General features: G+C 68.7%; 15 protein-coding genes. 10 read left to right on the top strand and 5 right to left on the bottom strand.

Annotation, left to right across the window (positions count from 1 at the left end):
- The first annotated feature begins 48 nt into the window (after nucleotides 1-48).
- Nucleotides 49-1488, top strand: coding sequence for a helix-turn-helix domain-containing protein (locus tag QHF89_RS29050; RefSeq protein WP_136968893.1), 1440 nt, complete (start codon nucleotides 49-51; stop codon nucleotides 1486-1488).
- Nucleotides 1489-2306: 818 nt separating this feature from the next.
- Here the strand turns inward: QHF89_RS29050 and QHF89_RS29045 are convergent.
- From QHF89_RS29045 to rlmN, 3 genes are read right to left on the bottom strand one after another with little or no spacing between them, the layout of a single operon-like run.
- A complete protein-coding gene (locus tag QHF89_RS29045; RefSeq protein WP_136968892.1) occupies nucleotides 2307-4109 on the bottom strand; it encodes a phospho-sugar mutase in 1803 nt (600 codons plus the stop codon).
- Nucleotides 4110-4125: 16 nt separating this feature from the next.
- Entirely contained in the window at nucleotides 4126-5520 is a 1395-nt protein-coding gene (locus tag QHF89_RS29040; protein WP_136968891.1) for an acetyl-CoA carboxylase biotin carboxylase subunit, read from the bottom strand.
- Nucleotides 5521-5569: 49 nt separating this feature from the next.
- Entirely contained in the window at nucleotides 5570-6763 is a 1194-nt protein-coding gene (gene rlmN, locus QHF89_RS29035) for a dual-specificity RNA methyltransferase RlmN (protein ID WP_136968890.1), read from the bottom strand.
- Nucleotides 6764-6962: 199 nt separating this feature from the next.
- On the opposite strand from rlmN, the gene QHF89_RS29030 reads away from it, so the two are divergent.
- Both QHF89_RS29030 and QHF89_RS29025 read left to right on the top strand, forming a co-directional pair.
- Nucleotides 6963-7568 (top strand): hypothetical protein, encoded by a 606-nt coding sequence (locus QHF89_RS29030; RefSeq protein WP_136968889.1) that lies wholly within the window; start codon nucleotides 6963-6965, stop codon nucleotides 7566-7568.
- 51 nt (nucleotides 7569-7619) lie between these two features.
- Nucleotides 7620-8258, top strand: coding sequence for an FMN-dependent NADH-azoreductase (locus tag QHF89_RS29025; protein WP_136968888.1), 639 nt, complete (start codon nucleotides 7620-7622; stop codon nucleotides 8256-8258).
- Nucleotides 8259-8302: 44 nt separating this feature from the next.
- Here the strand turns inward: QHF89_RS29025 and QHF89_RS29020 are convergent, their stop codons facing one another.
- The gene (locus tag QHF89_RS29020; RefSeq protein WP_136968887.1) at nucleotides 8303-9466 is read right to left on the bottom strand and encodes a hypothetical protein; all 1164 of its coding nucleotides are present in this window, start codon (nucleotides 9464-9466) and stop codon (nucleotides 8303-8305) included.
- An 85-nt stretch (nucleotides 9467-9551) separates the two neighbouring features.
- On the opposite strand from QHF89_RS29020, the gene mazG reads away from it, so the two are divergent.
- Both mazG and QHF89_RS29010 read left to right on the top strand, forming a co-directional pair.
- Nucleotides 9552-10397, top strand: a complete 846-nt coding sequence (gene mazG, locus QHF89_RS29015; protein ID WP_136968886.1) for a nucleoside triphosphate pyrophosphohydrolase — start codon at nucleotides 9552-9554, stop codon at nucleotides 10395-10397.
- Between the two features lie 5 nt (nucleotides 10398-10402).
- Nucleotides 10403-11188, top strand: coding sequence for an enoyl-CoA hydratase (locus QHF89_RS29010; RefSeq protein ID WP_136968885.1), 786 nt, complete (start codon nucleotides 10403-10405; stop codon nucleotides 11186-11188).
- Nucleotides 11189-11224: 36 nt separating this feature from the next.
- On the opposite strand, the gene QHF89_RS29005 is transcribed toward QHF89_RS29010, so the two are convergent.
- Nucleotides 11225-12049, bottom strand: a complete 825-nt coding sequence (locus tag QHF89_RS29005) for an endonuclease/exonuclease/phosphatase family protein (RefSeq protein ID WP_136968884.1) — start codon at nucleotides 12047-12049, stop codon at nucleotides 11225-11227.
- Between the two features lie 171 nt (nucleotides 12050-12220).
- On the opposite strand from QHF89_RS29005, the gene QHF89_RS29000 reads away from it, so the two are divergent.
- From QHF89_RS29000 to QHF89_RS28980, 5 genes are all read left to right on the top strand, one after another.
- The gene (locus tag QHF89_RS29000; protein WP_136968883.1) at nucleotides 12221-12604 is read left to right on the top strand and encodes a hypothetical protein; all 384 of its coding nucleotides are present in this window, start codon (nucleotides 12221-12223) and stop codon (nucleotides 12602-12604) included.
- Between the two features lie 16 nt (nucleotides 12605-12620).
- Complete coding sequence (locus QHF89_RS28995; protein WP_136927908.1) at nucleotides 12621-13622, top strand: SDR family NAD(P)-dependent oxidoreductase; 1002 nt, start codon at nucleotides 12621-12623, stop codon at nucleotides 13620-13622.
- Nucleotides 13623-13634: 12 nt separating this feature from the next.
- Nucleotides 13635-14795, top strand: coding sequence for a DegT/DnrJ/EryC1/StrS family aminotransferase (locus QHF89_RS28990; protein WP_136968882.1), 1161 nt, complete (start codon nucleotides 13635-13637; stop codon nucleotides 14793-14795).
- Nucleotides 14796-14956: 161 nt separating this feature from the next.
- Nucleotides 14957-15127, top strand: a complete 171-nt coding sequence (gene rd / locus QHF89_RS28985; RefSeq protein WP_136968881.1) for a rubredoxin — start codon at nucleotides 14957-14959, stop codon at nucleotides 15125-15127.
- Between the two features lie 436 nt (nucleotides 15128-15563).
- Nucleotides 15564-17369: an IgGFc-binding protein gene (locus QHF89_RS28980; protein ID WP_136968880.1), complete on the top strand. Its 1806-nt coding sequence runs from the start codon at nucleotides 15564-15566 to the stop codon at nucleotides 17367-17369.
- Nucleotides 17370-17377 lie beyond the last annotated feature (8 nt).

Genomic DNA, 17377 nt, shown 5'->3' with positions numbered 1-17377 from the left:
CCCTTGGCGGTCACCGAGCAAACCGCAAGAGCTCCGCCGCTTTGCGCTATGGCCGAAAATACGATGCTGGGCGGAAAGGTGAGGGCACTGCGTCGACGCGAAAACATGACGCAAGGCCAACTCGCCGACCGGCTGGGGATCTCCCCGAGCTACCTCAACCTGATCGAGAACAACCGGCGCCCCCTCACAGCGCCCATGCTCATCAAGCTGGCGCAGCTCTTCGAACTCGACCTGTCCACGTTCGGGACAAGCGGAGACGCCTCGATCGTCTCCGACCTGCGCGAAGCCTTCGGCGATCCGCTCTTCGACAACCACAACGTGACGACGAGCGATCTGAAGGAGCTCGCAGGAAGCTCACCCGCCCTCGCAAAAGCCGTGATCTCCCTCTATCGCGCCTATCGCGATACCCGAGAATCCGCCGAAACCCTCTCCGAGCGGCTCGAAGGCGGCGAGGGCGTGGCCGGCATGGAGCCCACGCGATTGCCCACGGAAGAGGTCAACGACCTGATCCAGCGGCACATGAACCACTTCCCCACGCTCGAAGACGCCGCCGACGAAGTCCGCGCCCGCAGCCGGCTCGAATCCGACGACGTCTACCGTTCCCTCGTACGTCACCTCGATCAAGAGCACGGCGTCGAAGTCCGCCTGCTACACGTCGCCGACGAGCGCAAAGCCATGCGCCGCTACGATCGCGAAGCAAGGCGCCTCAGCCTGTCCGAGCTCCTGCCGCCGCGCAGCCGGCGCTTCCAGCTCGCACACCAGATCGGTCTGCTCGCCGCAAGCGACACCATCGACAAGCTGCTCGAAAGCGAGAGCGGTCTCTCCAACCCCGAATCCCGCGCCCTCGCCCGCGTCGCCCTCGCCAACTACTTCGCCGCCGCGCTGCTCATGCCCTACGTGCCGTTCCACGAGGCCGCGCGCGCCGAGCGATACGACATCGAGCTCCTGGCCCACCGCTTCGGCACGAGCTTCGAGCAAGTCTGCCACCGGCTGACCACCCTGCGCCGCCCAAGCGCAGAAGGCGTGCCCTTCCACTTCCTACGCATCGACATCGCCGGCAACATCTCCAAACGCTTCAGCGGCTCAGGCATCCGCTTCGCCCGCTTCAACGGAGCCTGCCCCCGCTGGGCCGTCCACACAGCCTTCCTGACCCCAGGCATGATCCGGGTGCAGCTCTCCCGCATGACCGACGGGACAAGGTACTTCTGCATCGCAAGGACCGTACGCAACGATCGAGGCGGCTACCACGCCCCCCACTCGATGCTCTCCGTAAGCATCGGCTGCGAAGCAAGGTTCGCCAAAGAACTCGTCTACTCCGACGGCGTCGACGTGGAGAGCCACGAAGCCCTCGTCCCCGTCGGCGTAACCTGCAGGCTCTGCGAGCACCACGACTGCGAGCAACGCGTCTTCCCACCGATGCAGCACCCGCTCCGCATCGACGAGAACCTACGCGGCGTGAGCTTCTTCGGGCCGACGCCGAAGCGATGAGGTGAGGGGCAGCGTAGCGCCGGGGTTTCACCCCGGACCCCGACCAGGGGTTGTCCACCCCTGGACCCGGACCAGCCAGGGGCTGGACCCGGGTTCGATGAACTGCGCGATGCGCAGTTCATCGAACGGGCGCGGACAAGGTGGGGGACGGGTCTGCCAGCCAAGGTCGCGGCGCGGACAAGGTGGGTGACGGGTCTGCCAGCGAAGGCCGCGGCGCGGACCGAGGCCCGGGGGGAGACGGCGAGGTCAGCGAGGCGCTCGGCTTCGATAGGTTCTCACCGAGCCGTTGCTTCTGCGCGTTGTCGGCAGGCGACATCGGTCCTCGTGCTCGTCTGTTCTGCGCCGCGACAAGCCACGGCTGCGCCACAGGGCATCGGTCACGAAGTCGGACAAGGTTCGTCCGCGCAGAAGGGCAAGCGTCTCGCCGCCAGACACATGGCGAGGCGTGTTCCCCGTGGAAGGTCGAGCCGCGAGACAAGGGCCGGAGGCGGCCGAGGGGCCTTGTCGAGCCGCCAGGCATCGCGCGTCAGCCCTCGACGGGCCTTGTCACGGAGGATGACCCGAAAGGCTCCAGGTCGACGTCAGGGGTACGGGCAACGTCCCTCGGACCGTCGCCCAGCGGAAGCATCGGTTGCGCTGCCGAACAAGCACCGAAGGCGGCAGAGGGCACATGTCCGGCCGGCGTCCAGATCTCGCCCGCTCGCTCCGCCGCTTGCCCGAGCATGGATCTGCATGCGGGCCGCCGCGCCGGGTCTTGTCCCGGACCACGCGAGGGCTCGTGCGCATCGACCACGAGGTGATCGATGCGCCAACACCCCTCAGATGCCGACGATCGCGGAGAGCGCCGTTTCGAGTTCGCTCATGCGCGTCTTCGCGCGCCCTTCGGCCGCAGAGAGCGCCTCGCCCGGCGTGATGGGCTCACGGATGTCGAAGTAGAATTTGATCTTGGGCTCGGTCCCGCTCGGCCGCGCGATGATGCGACTGCCCCCCTCGAGATCCAGCGCGATCATGTTGCTCTTCGGGAGCGTGAGCGGCTCGGTCCGCCCATCCGGGAGCGTGCGGACCTGCGCCTGGAAATCCGAGAGCGCAAGCACAGCGAGCGCACCCACGCGCGAGGGCTTCGACGCACGCAGCCGATCCATCGCAGCCTGAATCTGCGTGATGCCCTCGGTGCCCGGCAAGGTCACCGAGCGCTGCCCGCTCGCGTAGAGGCCATACCGGCGCGAGAGGGCTTCGAGCTCGTCGAGCACGCTCTTGCCACCGGCCTGGATCACGCTCGCAAGCTCGGCAAAGAGGAGCGCCGCGCCGATGCCATCCTTGTCACGCACGAGCGTGCCCACCGTGTACCCGAGCGCCTCCTCGTACCCGAAGACGAACGCCGCGCCCTCCGCACGTTCGAGATCCATCGCGCGATTCGCGATCCACTTGAAGCCGGTCAACGTCTCCTCGTACCGGACCCCATGCGCGCGCGCGATCGCGCCGAGCATGGGCGACGAGACGATCGACGCGATCACGAGCTTCTTCGGAGCATCCTCGACAGGGGCATCGTCCGACAAACAAGCCGGCGTACGCGTGAGCAGGTAATGGCCGAGCAACGTGCCGACCTGGTTGCCCGTGAGCTGCGTGTATCCGCCCTCGGGGCGGCGCACGGCGACGGCGAGGCGATCGACGTCGGGATCGTTCGCCAGGATGAGCGTCGCGCCCTCACGCGCCGCGAGCGCGAAGGAGAGATCCATCGCGCCCTTCTCCTCGGGGTTCGGGAACGCGACAGTCGGGAACGCGCCGTCCGGCTCCGCCTGCTCGGGCACGGTCGTGACCCGGGAAAACCCTGCTGCCTCGAGCGCCGCCCGCACGAGCCGATTCCCCACGCCGTGCAGCGGCGTGTACACGATCGAAAGGGAACGATCCCCGTCGCCCCGCACCGAGAGCGCGGCGATCGCTGCGAGATACCGATCGTCGAGGTCGTTCGGGAACGAACGAACGAGCCCCTTCGCGCGGGCCTCGTCGAGGTCCATCCGCGGCACGTCCTTCGCCGCCGGGGAGGCATCGATCGCGGCCGCGATGCCCTTGTCGTGCGGCGGGATGATCTGCGCGCCGTTGCCCCAGTAGACCTTGTAGCCGTTGTACTCGGGCGGGTTATGGCTGGCCGTGATCATGACGCCCGCCACGGCCCCGAGTTCGGTCGCCGCATACGCCGTGACGGGCGTGGGGCAGGGGATCGGCGAGAGGATCGCCGGGACGCCGGCCGCAGCGAGGGTGCACGCGGTGTCCTCGGCGAACTCGCGGCTCATCCGCCGGCCGTCGTACCCGATCACGATCCCCCGCGCGCGCGCCGTAGCCTCGTCCGCCGCGAGGAGATACCGCGCGAGCCCGGCCGACGTCCGGAGCACGACCGCGCGGTTCATGCGCGTCTCGCCCGCGCCGATGACGCCTCGAAGCCCCGCCGTGCCGAATTCGAGCGGGCCCGCAAAGCGCTCGCCGAGCTCCCGCAGCGCGCTCGCCTTCTGCGCCGGATCTTCGGCAGAAGAGGCAAGCTCCGTCAGGCGGGCGAGCTCGGCGCGGGTGTCAGGATCGGGGTCGGCTTCGAGCCAGCGTTGGGCGCGCAGGAGGAGGTCGGTCATCGTGCCGACAGTTGTATCACCGCTTCTCTTTCGCGAGCGCCTCCGCGAAGAGCGTGTCGTACCGGCCGCCCACGAACGCCTCCGACGCGAGCACCTGGCGGAGGAAGGGCAGGTTCGTCGCCGCCGGCCCCGCAGGCCCCACGAGCTCGAGCGTCGTCAGGGCGAGCGCCTCGTCGAGCCGGGCGATCGCCGCGGCGCGGCTCGGGCCGGACGCGACGATCTTGGCGATCATCGGATCGTAGAAGGGCGTGACCTCCGAGCCCTCCTCGACCCCGGTCTCGATCCGCAAATCACCGCCCGCCGGCGCCCACACGAGCTTGGCGATACGCCCGGGCTGCGGGGCGAACTTTTTCGCAGGATCCTCGGCGTACACGCGCGCCTCGATCGAATGCCCGCGCGCCTCGGCCGCGAGCACCTCGGGCGCGAGGCGCTCCCCGGCGGCCACGCGGATCTGCTGCTCGACGAGGTCGATCCCCCAGACCATCTCGGTCACGCAGTGCTCGACCTGGAGCCGCGCGTTGACCTCCAGGAAGAAAATTTCGCCGTCGCCCGACGCGACGAACTCGACCGTGCCAGCGCCGACGTACCCCACGCTGCGCACGATCCGCTTGGCCTGCTCGAAGAGATCCTTCCGCTTGGCCTCGCCCGCCTCGCCCTGGAAAAACGGGGCCGGCGAGGGGCTCTCCTCCACGATCTTCTGGTGCCGGCGCTGCACGCTGCACTCGCGCTCGCCGAGCGCGACCACGTTGCCGTGCGTGTCGGCCAGGATCTGCACCTCGATGTGCTTGGGCGCGCGCATGTACCGCTCGAGGTAGACACGCGCGTCGCCAAACGCGCTCTTGCCACGATCCGAGCAAGCCGTGAGGGCGCGCGGGAGTTTTCCGAGGTCCTCGACGATCTGCATCCCGATGCCGCCGCCGCCGCCCGCGGCCTTGACCAGGATCGGCAGGCCGATGCGCTCGGCCTCGCGCGTGGCGAACTCGACGTCCTCGGCGTTGATCGGCCCGTCCGTGCCCGGCGGCGGCGAGACACCCACGCGCTTGGCCACCTCGCGCGCCTTGATCTTGTCGCCGAACGCGTCGAGCGCCTCGGGGCGCGGGCCGATGAAGACGATGCCGGCGTCGTTCACGGCGCGGCAGAAGGCCTCTTTCTCGCTGAGCAGGCCGTAGCCGGGGTGGATCGCGCGCGCGCCGGTCTGCTTGGCCGCGGCGATGACCGCGTCCATCGAGAGGTAGCTGTCCTTGACGGGCGGCGGTCCGATCCGCACGGCCTCGTCGGCCATGCGGACGTGCGGGGCGTTCGCGTCGGCGTCCGAATAGACGGCGACGACAGCAATCCCGAGGCGTTTGCAGGTGCGGGCGACGCGGCAGGCAATCTCGCCGCGGTTGGCGATGAGGATCTTTTCGAACACGGTCCCAGCGATGTGCGCGTGGGACCGCGGGACGTCAAGCGCGGTTGATCTACGACGACGCCGAGTTCCTGAATGCCTTGACCTTCGGCTTCGCCCCGAGCAGCACGAGCTGCCCGCATGCGGCCGAGACATCGTCCCCGCGTCGGCGCCGGATGAAGCACGAGTAACCCGAGCCCACGAGGGCCTTCTGAAACGCGAAGACGCGCGCCATGTCGGGTGGCCCGAGCGTCGATGCCTCGATCGGGTTCATCGGGATCAAATTGATCTTCACCGGCATGCCCCGGAGCAGCCGCGCGAGCTTCTGCGCCTCGGCCACGTCGTCGTTTTTCCCGGAGACGAGCGTGTACTCGATCGTGATGCGCCTTCGCCGCTGCATCGGGTAGGCCTTGAGCGCCGCGAGCAGCTCCGCGAGCGGGTACTTCTTGTTGATGGGCATCAGCGCCGAGCGGCTCTCGTCGTCGGCCGCGTGCAGCGAGATCGCGAGCGCGATCTGCCCGTTGAAATCACGCCCGAGCCGCGCGATCTCCGGGACGAGGCCCGAGGTCGAGACGGTCACGCGGCGCGTGGAGAGCGCGATCCCGTCGGGATGCGTGAGCAGCCGCAGCGCGCGGGCCGTGCTGTCGTAATTGTGCAGCGGCTCGCCCATGCCCATGAACACGACGTTCCGCAGCGCCTCGCCCTCGTCGAGCAGCGCGCGCCCGAGCAGGATCTGCGCGACGATCTCCTCCGGCCCGAGGTGACGCTTCCATCCGGCCACGCCGCTCGCGCAGAACACGCACCCCATGGCGCAGCCGACCTGCGTGGAGATGCACTGGGTCACGCGGGTTTTCCCGCGGAAGGCCTCCTCCGTGGTCGGCTCGTCCTCTTCGTCCTCGTCGTCGTATGCGGCATCCGCGTCGGCGTCGATCTCGGGCTCCGGACGCGCACCCGGACCACTCACGGCGGGCAGGAGGACGGTCTCGATCGTGGCGCCGTCCTTCAAGCGCACGACGAGCTTACGTGTGCCGTCGGCCGAACGATGGACGTGCACGATCTCGGCGATCGATCCGAGCCCTTCTTCGGCGAGGGCGGCACGCAGGCGCGCGGACACGTTGGTCATCGCGGCGGGGTCGACGACGCCGTGGCGGTGAATCCAGTTGAAGATCTGCTTGGCCGCGAAGGCCCGCTCGCCGCGCTGGGCGAGCGCGTCGCGCCATTCTTCGGGGAGACGCGCGATGGGATGGAGGGGGGCGGCGGGCTTCACGATGGCGTCGTGGTTAGTGCGCGCGAGACGGAGCGGCAAGGGAGCGAACAAGAGTTGCCGCGAGGACAGGGTCGCCTTACGGAACGGGACCGTCGTCGAAACGGCCGGGACGGATACACGAGCCCGTTTGCTTTACCGGGGAGGGGATCTGTCGTAGCCTCGTTGAATCCCGAAATAGAACGGACCTAGGGAGTACACCATGGGTGTCAGCTTTTCCCAGGCAGCGCGGCGAGTGGCGACGAAGTACGTCGATGCTTCGTCTCTCGACGCCGCTGTGGAGGTACTGGGAGCGCGTGCCGACAAGGACGTCGACGCGCTGGATTCCGAAGGCAAGGCGAGCCTGATCAGCTTCCTCGTGCGCAACCTCCGCGAGCTCAGCGTGGAAGAGGCCACCGAGCTCGAGCGCAAGCTGCTCCGCGAGATGGGCGCGGTGCCGAAGCCGATGAAGACGGTCGTCGTGAAGGACGACATTTCGGTCATCACGCTGCGCAACTACGTCCGGTACCTCTGCGTCTACCTCGGGATGGAGTGGAACCGAGGCATGCTCCTGCAGTCGGCCGTCTCGGACCTGGCCCGCTTCGCGCTCACGCGCGGCGCCGGCACATTCGAGATCTCGGCGGCGCGCGAGAAGGTGAGCTTCCGCGTGCACATCGACGGGCAGGTCGCGATCGGCGGCGCGTGGCTCTCCACGTCGAACGAGCCGCTGCTCGCGGGCGTCCGCAACCTCGCGCGAGGGCTCCGGAGCACCTCCGGCACGCAAGGATCGCAGCTCGAGTTCGACGTCGATTGGGCGGCCGTCGCCTGACCGTCGGGCTCGCCTCGCGAATCTCGCGAACAAGGGGAAGAGAAAAACGTCATGGGGATCGTGCTGGACTTGTTCGCGCTTCCGCGGGCCGAGCGCTCGCGGACGCGCAAGCTTCGTAATGCGTTTTTCAGCGCATACCTGGAGAAGAACCCCGACGCGCACCGCGTCGAGGTCGACCTCGTGAAGGACGCGGAGAAGCTGCCGGCCTGGGACGAGTGGGACGTCCAGACCAAGTTCGAGATGCTGTACGGCGAGGGCAACCTCGACGAGGAGATGGCCACGCGCTGGAACGCGCTCAGCCGGTGGACCGATCAGCTCCACCAGGCGAACCTGATCGTGCTCTCCACGCCCATGTGGAACCTCTCGATCCCGTGGCAGCTCAAGCGCTGGATCGACGCGGTCGTGCAGGCGCGCCTGACGTTCGAGGTCCAGAAGGGCGAGTTCAAGGGCCTGCTCGGCGGGCGCCCCGTCGTCCTGCTCGTCTCGCGCGACGGCGCCTATCCGCCGGGATCGCCGTTCGCGTCCTGGGACTTTCAGGTCCCCTACCTGAAGACGATCCTCGGGCTCATGGGCCTCGGCCCGTTCCACGAGATCATCGCCGAGCCGATGGGCCTCATGGGCCCGAAGGTCGCGAAAGAGGCGCTCGACGCGGCCGTCGGGCACGCCGCCGAGCTCGCCAAGACGCTGTAGCGCCCTCACCCCCCGGCCCCTCTCCCGCGCGGGGGAGGGGCGGCTCAGGGCACCGAGGCAATGTCCTTCGGCGCCCGTTTCACCCGCTCCAGGCTCCGCGTGCTGAAGTAGACGTGCGTCGCGTCGACCGCGATGTAACACGGCCGATCCTGCCCACTCGCGAGGACGATCGGATCGCCGCCGCCCGTGAGGCGCTGCTTCAGGATACGCCCGCCCGTGCGCGCGCCCGCTCCATCGACGTTGCCCGGATCCGTCCAGTAGATCGCGTCGCCGTCGATCGCCATCCCGCACATGCTGGTGTCGGCGAGCGCCACGTCGAGCGCAGGGCCGCCTTTGACGGGCGCCTTTCGCACGGTGCCGCGTGTCCCTTCGAGATCCTTCGCGGAGATCCAGTACACGTCCGTGCCGACGATCGTGATGCGTTTGACCCAATCCTGGCCGGGGGAAACGACCTCGATCGGGCCCCCCGCGATCGGCATCCGCACGACCTCGCCCTGCTGGTACACGTCGCGCCGCGCCCAGTACACGTGCGTCGCGTCGACGGCGAGCCCGCGCGGCTGGCGCTCGCCCGCCGCGAGCACCTTGTGCGCTCCACCCGCGAGCGGCGCGCTCGCCACGAAGCCGTCGACGTAGTCGCGATCCACGTTGCCCCCGTCGAGCCAGTACACGTGGGTCGCAGAGATCGCCATCGCGGCCGGGTTCACGATCCTCGAGGCGAGCACGCGCGGCTCGCCCGATCCGTCGAGCGGGAAAGCCGTGATCGTACCTTGCCCGTCGACCGAGAGAGCGCCCCCGTCCATGACGACGAGCACGTCCTTCGCGAGCGCGACGTCGAGCGGCATACGCCCCGATCCGAGCTGGGTCTCCGCGCCGCCCGCCACGGGGACCGAGAGGATCCGCTGCCCAAGCAGAAATTCGCTGAAGTAGACACGTTTCCCGTCGGTCGCGAGGCCCGCGACGAGGCCCTTGCCTTGCGAGATCACGAGATCCCCGGGCTGCGCCTGCGCGCGCGTGCCGAGCATGCCCTGATCCTGGATCCCCGGTGGTGAAGGGGAGGCCGGGTTGGTCATTCTCGACGGGTCCCAGACGCGTGCCTCCTCCTGGCCCGATCGGTAGAAGAGGAACGCGGCCTGGGCGATCAAGCCGAGGAGGACAACCCAGCGCCACGGGCGTGCCGGCGCGGGCGAGGATCGTTTCAAGGCGTTCACGTGCGGCATGCTAACCCGGCCTCGGGCCGGGGCGGGCGAGGGAAGGAGGACGGCCGGTGTGGGCCCCGCGTGCTACGGGTTCGTCATGGCCAGGCCTTTTGATCCCGTCGTCGTCCCCCCGCTCGCCGAGCAGCGTGGTCAGACCTTCCCCCGCCTCGTCGAGCTCATGCAACGCCTGCTCGCGCCGGACGGCTGCCCGTGGGACCGAAAGCAATCGTTCGAGACGCTGCGCAAGTACGTGCTCGAAGAGGCGTGCGAGGTGATCGACGCGATCGACGCGGGGGATCGCGGCGAGCTGCGTGGCGAGCTCGGGGATCTGCTCCTGCAGGTCGTCTTCCAGGCGGAGCTCGGGCGCGCGGAGGGGGCGTTTGGTCCGGACGACGTGGTCGCTGCGATCTGCGAGAAGCTCGTGCGGCGGCATCCGCACGTCTTCGCGGACACGACGGTCGAGGACGCGGACGAGGTCTTGCGCAACTGGGAGCTCATCAAGGCGAAGGAGCGCGCGGATAAGCCCAAGCAGGGGATCCTCTCGGGTGTGCCGCGCAGCTTGCCGGCGCTCGTGCGGGCGCAGCGCATCGGGGAGAAGGTCGCGCGCGTGGGCTTCGATTGGCCGGACGTCGCGGGATCACGGGCCAAGGTGGCCGAGGAGATCCGCGAGCTCGACGAGGCGATCGCGACCGGCGACGCCGGGGAGATCGAGGCGGAGCTCGGCGACGCGCTCTTCGCGCTGGTGAACCTCGCGCGGCACGTGAACGTGGACGCCGAGAGCGCGCTGCGCCGCACGATCGACAAGTTCACGCGCCGCTTCGATCACGTCGAAGCCCGCGTCCGCGAGCGCCACGGCGGATGGCCCGAGCCGGGCGGGGAGGATCACCTCACGTTGCAGGAGCTCGACGTCTACTGGGAGGAGTCCAAGAAATCGGGTAGGTAAAGCGCATGTCCGAACAGGTCCTCTTGGTCGAGCACGAAGGCCCCGTCGCCGTCGTCACAATGAACAGGCCCCGGGCGAAAAACGCGCTCGACACGGAGCTCCTCGGCGCGCTCCTCGAGACGTTGCCGCGGCTCGGCGCAGACGCGTCGGTGCGCGCGGTGGTGCTGACGGGCGCGGGCGGCGCGTTCTGCGCGGGCGCCGATCTCAAGAACGCGATGGGCAGCCTGCAGGCCGCGGGGGGTCTCGACGCGATCATGGATCGCTACCACGGGATCATTCGCGCGATCGTGAACGCGCCGAAGCCGTTCGTCGCGATGGTCGAGGGCCCGGCCGTCGGCTTCGGCTGTGATCTCGCGCTCGCGTGTGATCTCCGGATGCTCGGCCAAGATGCCTACCTGGAGGAGCGCTTCGTGAAGATCGGGCTCATGCCGGACGGCGGCGGTTCGTTCTGGCTCCCGCGCCTCGTCGGCCTCGGGCGCGCGATGGAGATCATGATGACGGGCGATCGCATCACGGCCGATCACGCCGTCTCGCTCGGCCTCGCGAACCACGTCCTTCCGTCGGCCGAGCTCCGCGGCGAGACGATGAAGCTCGCCGCGCGCCTCGCGAAGGGCCCGCCGCTCGCGTACGCCGAGATCAAGAGCGCCGTCCGCAAGAGCCTCGGCAGCACGATCGACGAGGCGCTCGATCGCGAGAAGGCCGGGCAGGTGAAGCTCCTGCAGTCGGCCGACTGCATGGAGGGCGTGCTCGCCTGGATGGAGAAGCGCGAGCCTTCGTTCCAGGGCAAGTGATCGGAGCCCCGCGTGGCGGGGCGTCCCCTTCATGCGCTAGTGCAGGCGCGGGCCGAGCTCGCGGACGTTGATCTCCGCGAACACGCCGTAGTGATCGGAGGGCGCGACGTCGTCCTGGTTCTCGGTCATCACGACCTGTGCCGAGAGCGGCTTGCCGCGGCCCGTGCCGAGCTCGGGCCCGCGCACGAGGATGTAATCGATGCGGCGCGGGAACTCGTGCGTCAGCGCGGCGTACGGGTTGTTCTCCGAATCGAACGTGTAGCCCGGGGGCGCGCCGAGGTGCTCGAAGCAATCGGTGAAGTGCACGCTCTTGCCCCCGAGCGACTGGAGCCCGAGCAGAAATCGCATCTCCGCGGAGTGCGACACGGCGTTGAAGTCGCCGACGAGCACCGCGGGAAGATCCGCGCCGACCGGGGCTTCGTGCATCACGTGCTCGGCGATGGAGACGACCTGGGCCTCGCGCGCCACGCCGTCGTGGAACTTCCAGTTGAGGTGCGTCACAAAAAACGGGAGGGACCCCGCGGGCGTGCGGATGCGCGCGTGGAGGAGCGCCCGTCGCTCCTCGTCGCCGGCCGTGGGCAGGGGCAGCACCGCGCGCTTCTCGATCGGGAAGCGCGAGAGCACGGCGTTGCCGAAGTGCATGCCGTCGCCGAGATCGTGGGCCATGCCGAAGGCGGCGTCGTAGCCGAGGCCCTCGCGGATCTCGTCGGCCTGCGTGCGGTCGTTGTAGAGGATGACCTCTTGCAGCCCGATGACGTCCGGCGAAAGGCGGCGGATCCCTTCGCGGATGAGCTCGAGCCGTCGCTCCCAGGGGCCCTTTTTGTTCCAGATGTTGAGGGTGAGGACGCGCAGCCGTTCCATGCTCCTTCCGGGCTACGTCACGATGGAGGCTCAGGCGAGCGGCCGAGGGGGCGTCGCGCGGCGTAATTTTTTCGGTCTCCCGAACGCGCGCGCGGGCGCGGCCTCCGTGGCCGACCGAGACGTGCGCGTCGAGCCGTGGTAGCAAGGCTCGAAACGGAAAGGACGGAGGCGATGAAGCGCGTCGTGACCCTGGGAGCCCTGGTTTGCTTGGCCCTTTTCTCGTCGCTCGGGTGTTCCAGCAAGATGGAGCCGAAGGAGTGCGATAAGATCCGGGGGGAGGCGTTCGACCTCCTCAACAAGGCGCAGCACTGCAACGTCGACGCCGACTGCAAGCAGAGCGCGTGGCCCGGCTGTGCGAAGCCCGTGAACGGGCAGACGCTCGACACGATCAAGCCGATGGCCGAGAACTACAAGAAGGGCCAGTGCGAGGAGCCCGAGCTCAAGTGCGCCTCGCCGACGCCCGAGAGCTACTGCAAGCAGGGCCTCTGCGTGCACCGCGAAAAGGGCATGACCGAGGGCGCGGGCGCGCCGGCCGGCGACATCATCGTCAAGTGACGACGAGGATCTCGTGATGGAAGCGGGCTCGTTTTACGCAGGCAAGCGCGTGGTCGTGACCGGCGCGGGGGGCTTCATCGGCAGCCACCTCGTCGAGGCCCTCGTGCGCGAGGGCGCGAACGTGCGCGCGCTCGTCCGCTACACGTCGAGCTCGCAGCGCGGCCACCTGGATCGCGTCCCCGCGAGCGTGCTCGGGCAGGTGGAGGTCGTCCTCGGCAACGTCGAGGACGCCGCCTGCGTGCGCAAGCTCGTGCGGGGCGCGGACGTGGTCTTCCACCTCGCCGCGCTGATCGGGATCCCCTACTCGTACGTGGCTCCGCATCAGTACGTCGCGACGAACGTGTCGGGCACGTTGAACGTGCTCGAAGCGGTGCGCGAGCACGGCGCCCGCATGGTGCACACGTCGACGAGCGAGACGTACGGATCGGCGCGGTATGCGCCGATCGACGAGGCCCACCCGCTCACGGGGCAGTCGCCCTACTCGGCGACGAAGATCGCCGCGGACAAGCTCGCCGAGAGTTATTTCCTCTCGTTCGGCACGCCCGTCGCCACGATCCGCCCCTTCAACACGTACGGCCCGCGCCAGTCGTCGCGCGCGTTCATCCCGAGCGTGATGAAGCAGCTCGCGGCCGGCCGCGACGTCGTGCGCGTGGGCAGCACGCGGCCGAAGCGCGACCTCAACTTCGTCGAGGACACCGTGGCGGGGTTCCTCGCGGTCGGCGCGAGTGATCGGGCCCTCGGGCAGGTGATCAACGTGGGCAGCGGCCGCACGATCTCCATGGGCGAGCTCGCCGAGCTCATCTTCGTGATCTCGGGCAAACCGGCGCGCCTCGAGACGGACGACGCGCGCGTGCGGCCCGACGCGAGCGAGGTCGAGCTCCTGCTCGCCGATGGACGCAAGGCCAAGGAGCTCGTCGGATACGAGCCACGCGTGACCCTCGAAGAAGGGCTCCAGAAGACGTGGGTCTACGTCCTCGAGCGCATCGCCGACTATCGGCCGGACGAGTACGCGATCTGATCGGATCCGAGCATGTGGAAGATTCCCCTCTGCGACCTTCATTTCGGCCCTGAAGAGGCCCAAGCCGCGGCCGACGTCGTGGCCTCCGGCTGGCTCACGATGGGCGAGCGCACGCAGGCCTTCGAGCGCGCGCTCGGCGAGGCGTTCGGCACGACGGGCGTGCTCGCCATGACGAACTGCACGGCGGCGCTGCACCTCGCCTACCTCGCCGTGGGCGTCGGGCCCGGCGACGAGGTGATCTGCCCGAGCCTCACGTTCGTGGCGACGGCGAACGCCGCGCTGACGACGGGCGCGGACGTCGTGCTCGCCGACATCGTCGGGCCGGACGATCTCACGATCGATCCCGCGGACGTCGAGCGGAAGATCACGAAGCGCACGAAGGCGATCACGGTCGTGCATTACGCCGGCTACCCGTGCGACATGGACGCGATCCTCGCGATCGCCGAGCGGCACGGCATCGCGGTGATCGAGGACGCGGCGCACGCGCCGCTCGCGACCTGGAAGGGCCGCGCCCTCGGGACGATCGGCGACGTCGGCTGCTACAGCTTCTTCTCGAACAAGAACCTCTCGACCGGGGAGGGAGGCGCGGTCGCCGCGCGGACCGAGGAGCTTCGCCAGCGCTGCAAGCTCCTGCGATCGCACGGGATGACCACGCTCACGCTCGAGCGCCACAAGGGGCACGCGTTTTCCTACGACGTGGTCCTCGCGGGGCAGAACTACCGCATCGACGAGATCCGCAGCGCGATCGGGCTCGTGCAGCTCGGCCGCCTCGCGGAGGGCAACCGCATGCGCCGCGCCGTCGTCACGCGGTACCGCGAGCGCCTCGGCGCGCTCGACCGCGTGCACGTCCCGTTCCGCGACTTCGAGGTGCGCGGGGTGGGGGAAAGCGCCTACCACATCATGCCCGTGCTCCTGCCCGAGGGCGCGCCGCGCGAGGCCGTGATGGCCGCGATGAAGGCGCGCGGGATCCAGACGAGCGTGCATTACCTGCCGATCCACGCCTTCTCGTTCCACGGCACCAGCGAGCGCGTGCGTCGGGACAACCTCGACCGCACGGACGTGCTCGCCCCGCGCGAGCTCACGCTGCCGCTCTACCCGCGCATGACCGACGCGCAGGTCGACGAGGTGTGCGCGGCGCTCGACGCGTCGCTGCGCGAGGTGTTTCCGGGCTGAAGGTCGTTCGGCGTCGGAACACGCCGAGCAGCCTGTCGGCGAGGTGCAGGCCGAGGCGCGCGCCTCTCGCTCTGCTCGTGGCAAAGCCTCGGCTTTCACGAGGCTACCCTTCGCGACGGGTCGAGGATATAAGGGCCCCCCGTTCCCGAGGGACGATGCCGATGAAGAATAAAAAATACCGCTGCCTCGTGTGCGCCCACGTCTACGATCCGGCGCTCGGCGATCCGGACAACGGCGTCGCGCCGGGCACGGCGTTCGAGGACATCCAAGACGACTGGTATTGCCCCGAATGCGGAGCGACGAAGGCCGATTTCGAGCCGATGGCCGATTGAACCGTCATAACGTCGCCGGTCGGTCCGCGCGCCCTGGGCGCCAGGTCCACGCCTTCGTGCGTGGGTGGCAAGATCGCAGCGAGGCGGACCTTGACGTGCCTTTTCGGCGTCGGCTAGGATCGGCCTGTTTCTTACCATCCAAAGGTTATTGAGGACACACCACCGACGCGGATCGTCGGTGCCGCCGACGAAGGCTGGTCGAGACCGTCCGTTCGTCGAGCGGGCGAGCAACCCAAAGCGTGGGTTGTGATACGGAAAGGAACGGGCGCATTCGAATGGACGTAATCGATCCGGCCTCGCTGCGCGTGTTCCGCGTGGCTCTCGCTCCGCGAGGGCATTCGTCCGGGAAGACGCGGAAGAAGTCGGGGTTTGTCCCCGTACCGAAGCCTGCTGATCGTGGTACCCTCGTGACCGATTGCCGGAAAGGGAGGTTTGCGTGAAAAAGTCCAGCTGGGCTTCGAGCTTCTCGCTCGCGATCTCGGCGCTCCTCGCTGCCACGGCGTATGCCGCGTGCACCGACTCGTACCAGGACCCGGAGGCGTCGGGCGCCGGCACGGGGCCGGGAGGGCCGGGTGGCACGGGGGGCGACGGCGGCTCCGGCGGCGTCATCATCGATACCGACAGCGGTGTCGGCTGCGATGACACGTGCTCGAACGACCTCACGGCGGTCGTCGATTGTTATGGCGAGGTCAAGGTGCAATGCACGCCGGACCAGGGCTGCGCCAATGCGAAGTGCATCAACGACCCCTGCCAGGCCGCGGAGGAGTCGAAGAGCTCGTACGGCTGCGATTACTGGGCGCTCAAGACGGCGCTCCGGCCGCAGGCCGACGGCGCGTGTTTCGCCGCATTCGTGGCGAATACCTGGTCGAAGCCGGTGCACCTCCAGGTCTCGCGGAAGGGTTCGTCGCTCGATCCGGCGACGTTCGCGTACATCCCGAGCATCGGCGCGAACGGCACGATCCAGTACGCCGCCTACAACGAGGCGACGGGCATCGACGTGGGGCAGGTGGCGATCCTGTTCCTGTCGCGCAAGTCGGCGGGCGCGAGCGTCGTCGACTGCCCGAAGCCCGCGGCGCTGAACCTCGACACCGGCGTGATCGATACGGGCAAGGGCGACGCCTTCCACATCACCACGGACTACCCCGTCGTGGCCTACCAGATCTCGCCGTACGGCGGCGGTCAGGCGTACGTCAGTTCGGCCACGCTGCTGCTCCCGACGAGCGCTTGGGACACCAACTATCTCGCCATCAACGCGTACAAGGCGAGCGAGGTCTTCCCCGACGCTTGGCCTTCCCTCGCGATCCTCGCGCACCAGGACAACACGAAGGTCACGCTCCTGCCGAACGTGGCGGTCGTCGGCGGCGGTGGCATCCCCGCGTCCGAGGTGAACAAGCCCGTCGAGTACATGCTGAGCGCGGGCCAGTTCCTGCAGATCACGCAGCCCGAGGAGCTCACGGGCAGCCCCATCGGCTCGGACAAGCCGGTCGCCGTGTTCGGCGCGTCGAAGTGCATGAACGTGCCGTCGATGCAGGACGACTGTGATTCGGGCCAGCAGCAGCTCGCGCCGGTGCGCGCGCTCGGCAGCGAATACGTGGCCGTGCGGTACAAGAGCCGTTCGGCGGTGGAGGAGTCGTCGCGGTGGCGGCTCGTCGGCGCGGTCGACGGGACGGTCCTCACCTGGACGCCCACGAAGCCCGCGGGCGCGCCCGCGATGATCGGCCAGGGGCAGGTGCTCGAGTTCGAGGATCCGGGGCCCTTCGTCGTGCGCAGCCAGGACGCGCAGCACCCGTTCTATTTCGGCGCCTACATGACGGGCGGCGCGCCGTTCGCGAATGTCGGCGATCCGGACTGGGTCAACGTGGTGCCGCCGCAGCAGTTCTTGAAGCGTTATGTCCTCTTCACGGACCCGACGTACCCGGAGACGAGCCTCGTCGTGGTGCGCGTCAAGTCGAAGACGACCGGCGACTTTGCCCCCGTCACGCTCAAGTGCAAGGGCGAGCTCGACGGCTGGCAGCCCGTCGGCGACTACGAGTTCACGCGCGTGGACCTCGTGAAGGGCGACTTCCAGGGCGTCGACGGCTGCACGAACGGGCCGCAGGAGATGTCGAGCACGCAGCCCTTCGGCGCCACCGTGTGGGGCTGGGGCACGACGCAGCAGACCCTCCGCGTTTCGTACGCCTATCCGGCGGGCGCCGGATTCCTGCCCATCAACGAGATCGTCGTTCCGCCGACGCCGAAGTGACCGTCCAC

It is taken from the genome of Polyangium sorediatum (genome assembly GCF_029946465.1).
GTDB classification, from domain to species: Bacteria; Myxococcota_A; Polyangia; order Polyangiales; family Polyangiaceae; genus Polyangium; species Polyangium fumosum.
The sequence above is the reverse complement of the archived record's forward strand: the minus strand, read 5'-3'. Positions and strand labels throughout refer to the sequence as shown.

What these genes read in the sequence shown, in the direction of transcription:
- QHF89_RS29050 (WP_136968893.1), top strand. Translation starts at nt 49, where the DNA reads ATGGCCGAAAATACGATGCTGGGCGGAAAGGTGAGGGCACTGCGTCGA.
- QHF89_RS29045 (WP_136968892.1), bottom strand. Translation starts at nt 4,109, where the DNA reads ATGACCGACCTCCTCCTGCGCGCCCAACGCTGGCTCGAAGCCGACCCC.
- QHF89_RS29030 (WP_136968889.1), top strand. Translation starts at nt 6,963, where the DNA reads ATGGGTGTCAGCTTTTCCCAGGCAGCGCGGCGAGTGGCGACGAAGTAC.
- QHF89_RS29025 (WP_136968888.1), top strand. Translation starts at nt 7,620, where the DNA reads ATGGGGATCGTGCTGGACTTGTTCGCGCTTCCGCGGGCCGAGCGCTCG.
- mazG (WP_136968886.1), top strand. Translation starts at nt 9,552, where the DNA reads ATGGCCAGGCCTTTTGATCCCGTCGTCGTCCCCCCGCTCGCCGAGCAG.
- QHF89_RS29010 (WP_136968885.1), top strand. Translation starts at nt 10,403, where the DNA reads ATGTCCGAACAGGTCCTCTTGGTCGAGCACGAAGGCCCCGTCGCCGTC.
- QHF89_RS29005 (WP_136968884.1), bottom strand. Translation starts at nt 12,049, where the DNA reads ATGGAACGGCTGCGCGTCCTCACCCTCAACATCTGGAACAAAAAGGGC.
- QHF89_RS29000 (WP_136968883.1), top strand. Translation starts at nt 12,221, where the DNA reads ATGAAGCGCGTCGTGACCCTGGGAGCCCTGGTTTGCTTGGCCCTTTTC.
- QHF89_RS28995 (WP_136927908.1), top strand. Translation starts at nt 12,621, where the DNA reads ATGGAAGCGGGCTCGTTTTACGCAGGCAAGCGCGTGGTCGTGACCGGC.
- QHF89_RS28990 (WP_136968882.1), top strand. Translation starts at nt 13,635, where the DNA reads ATGTGGAAGATTCCCCTCTGCGACCTTCATTTCGGCCCTGAAGAGGCC.
- rd (WP_136968881.1), top strand. Translation starts at nt 14,957, where the DNA reads ATGAAGAATAAAAAATACCGCTGCCTCGTGTGCGCCCACGTCTACGAT.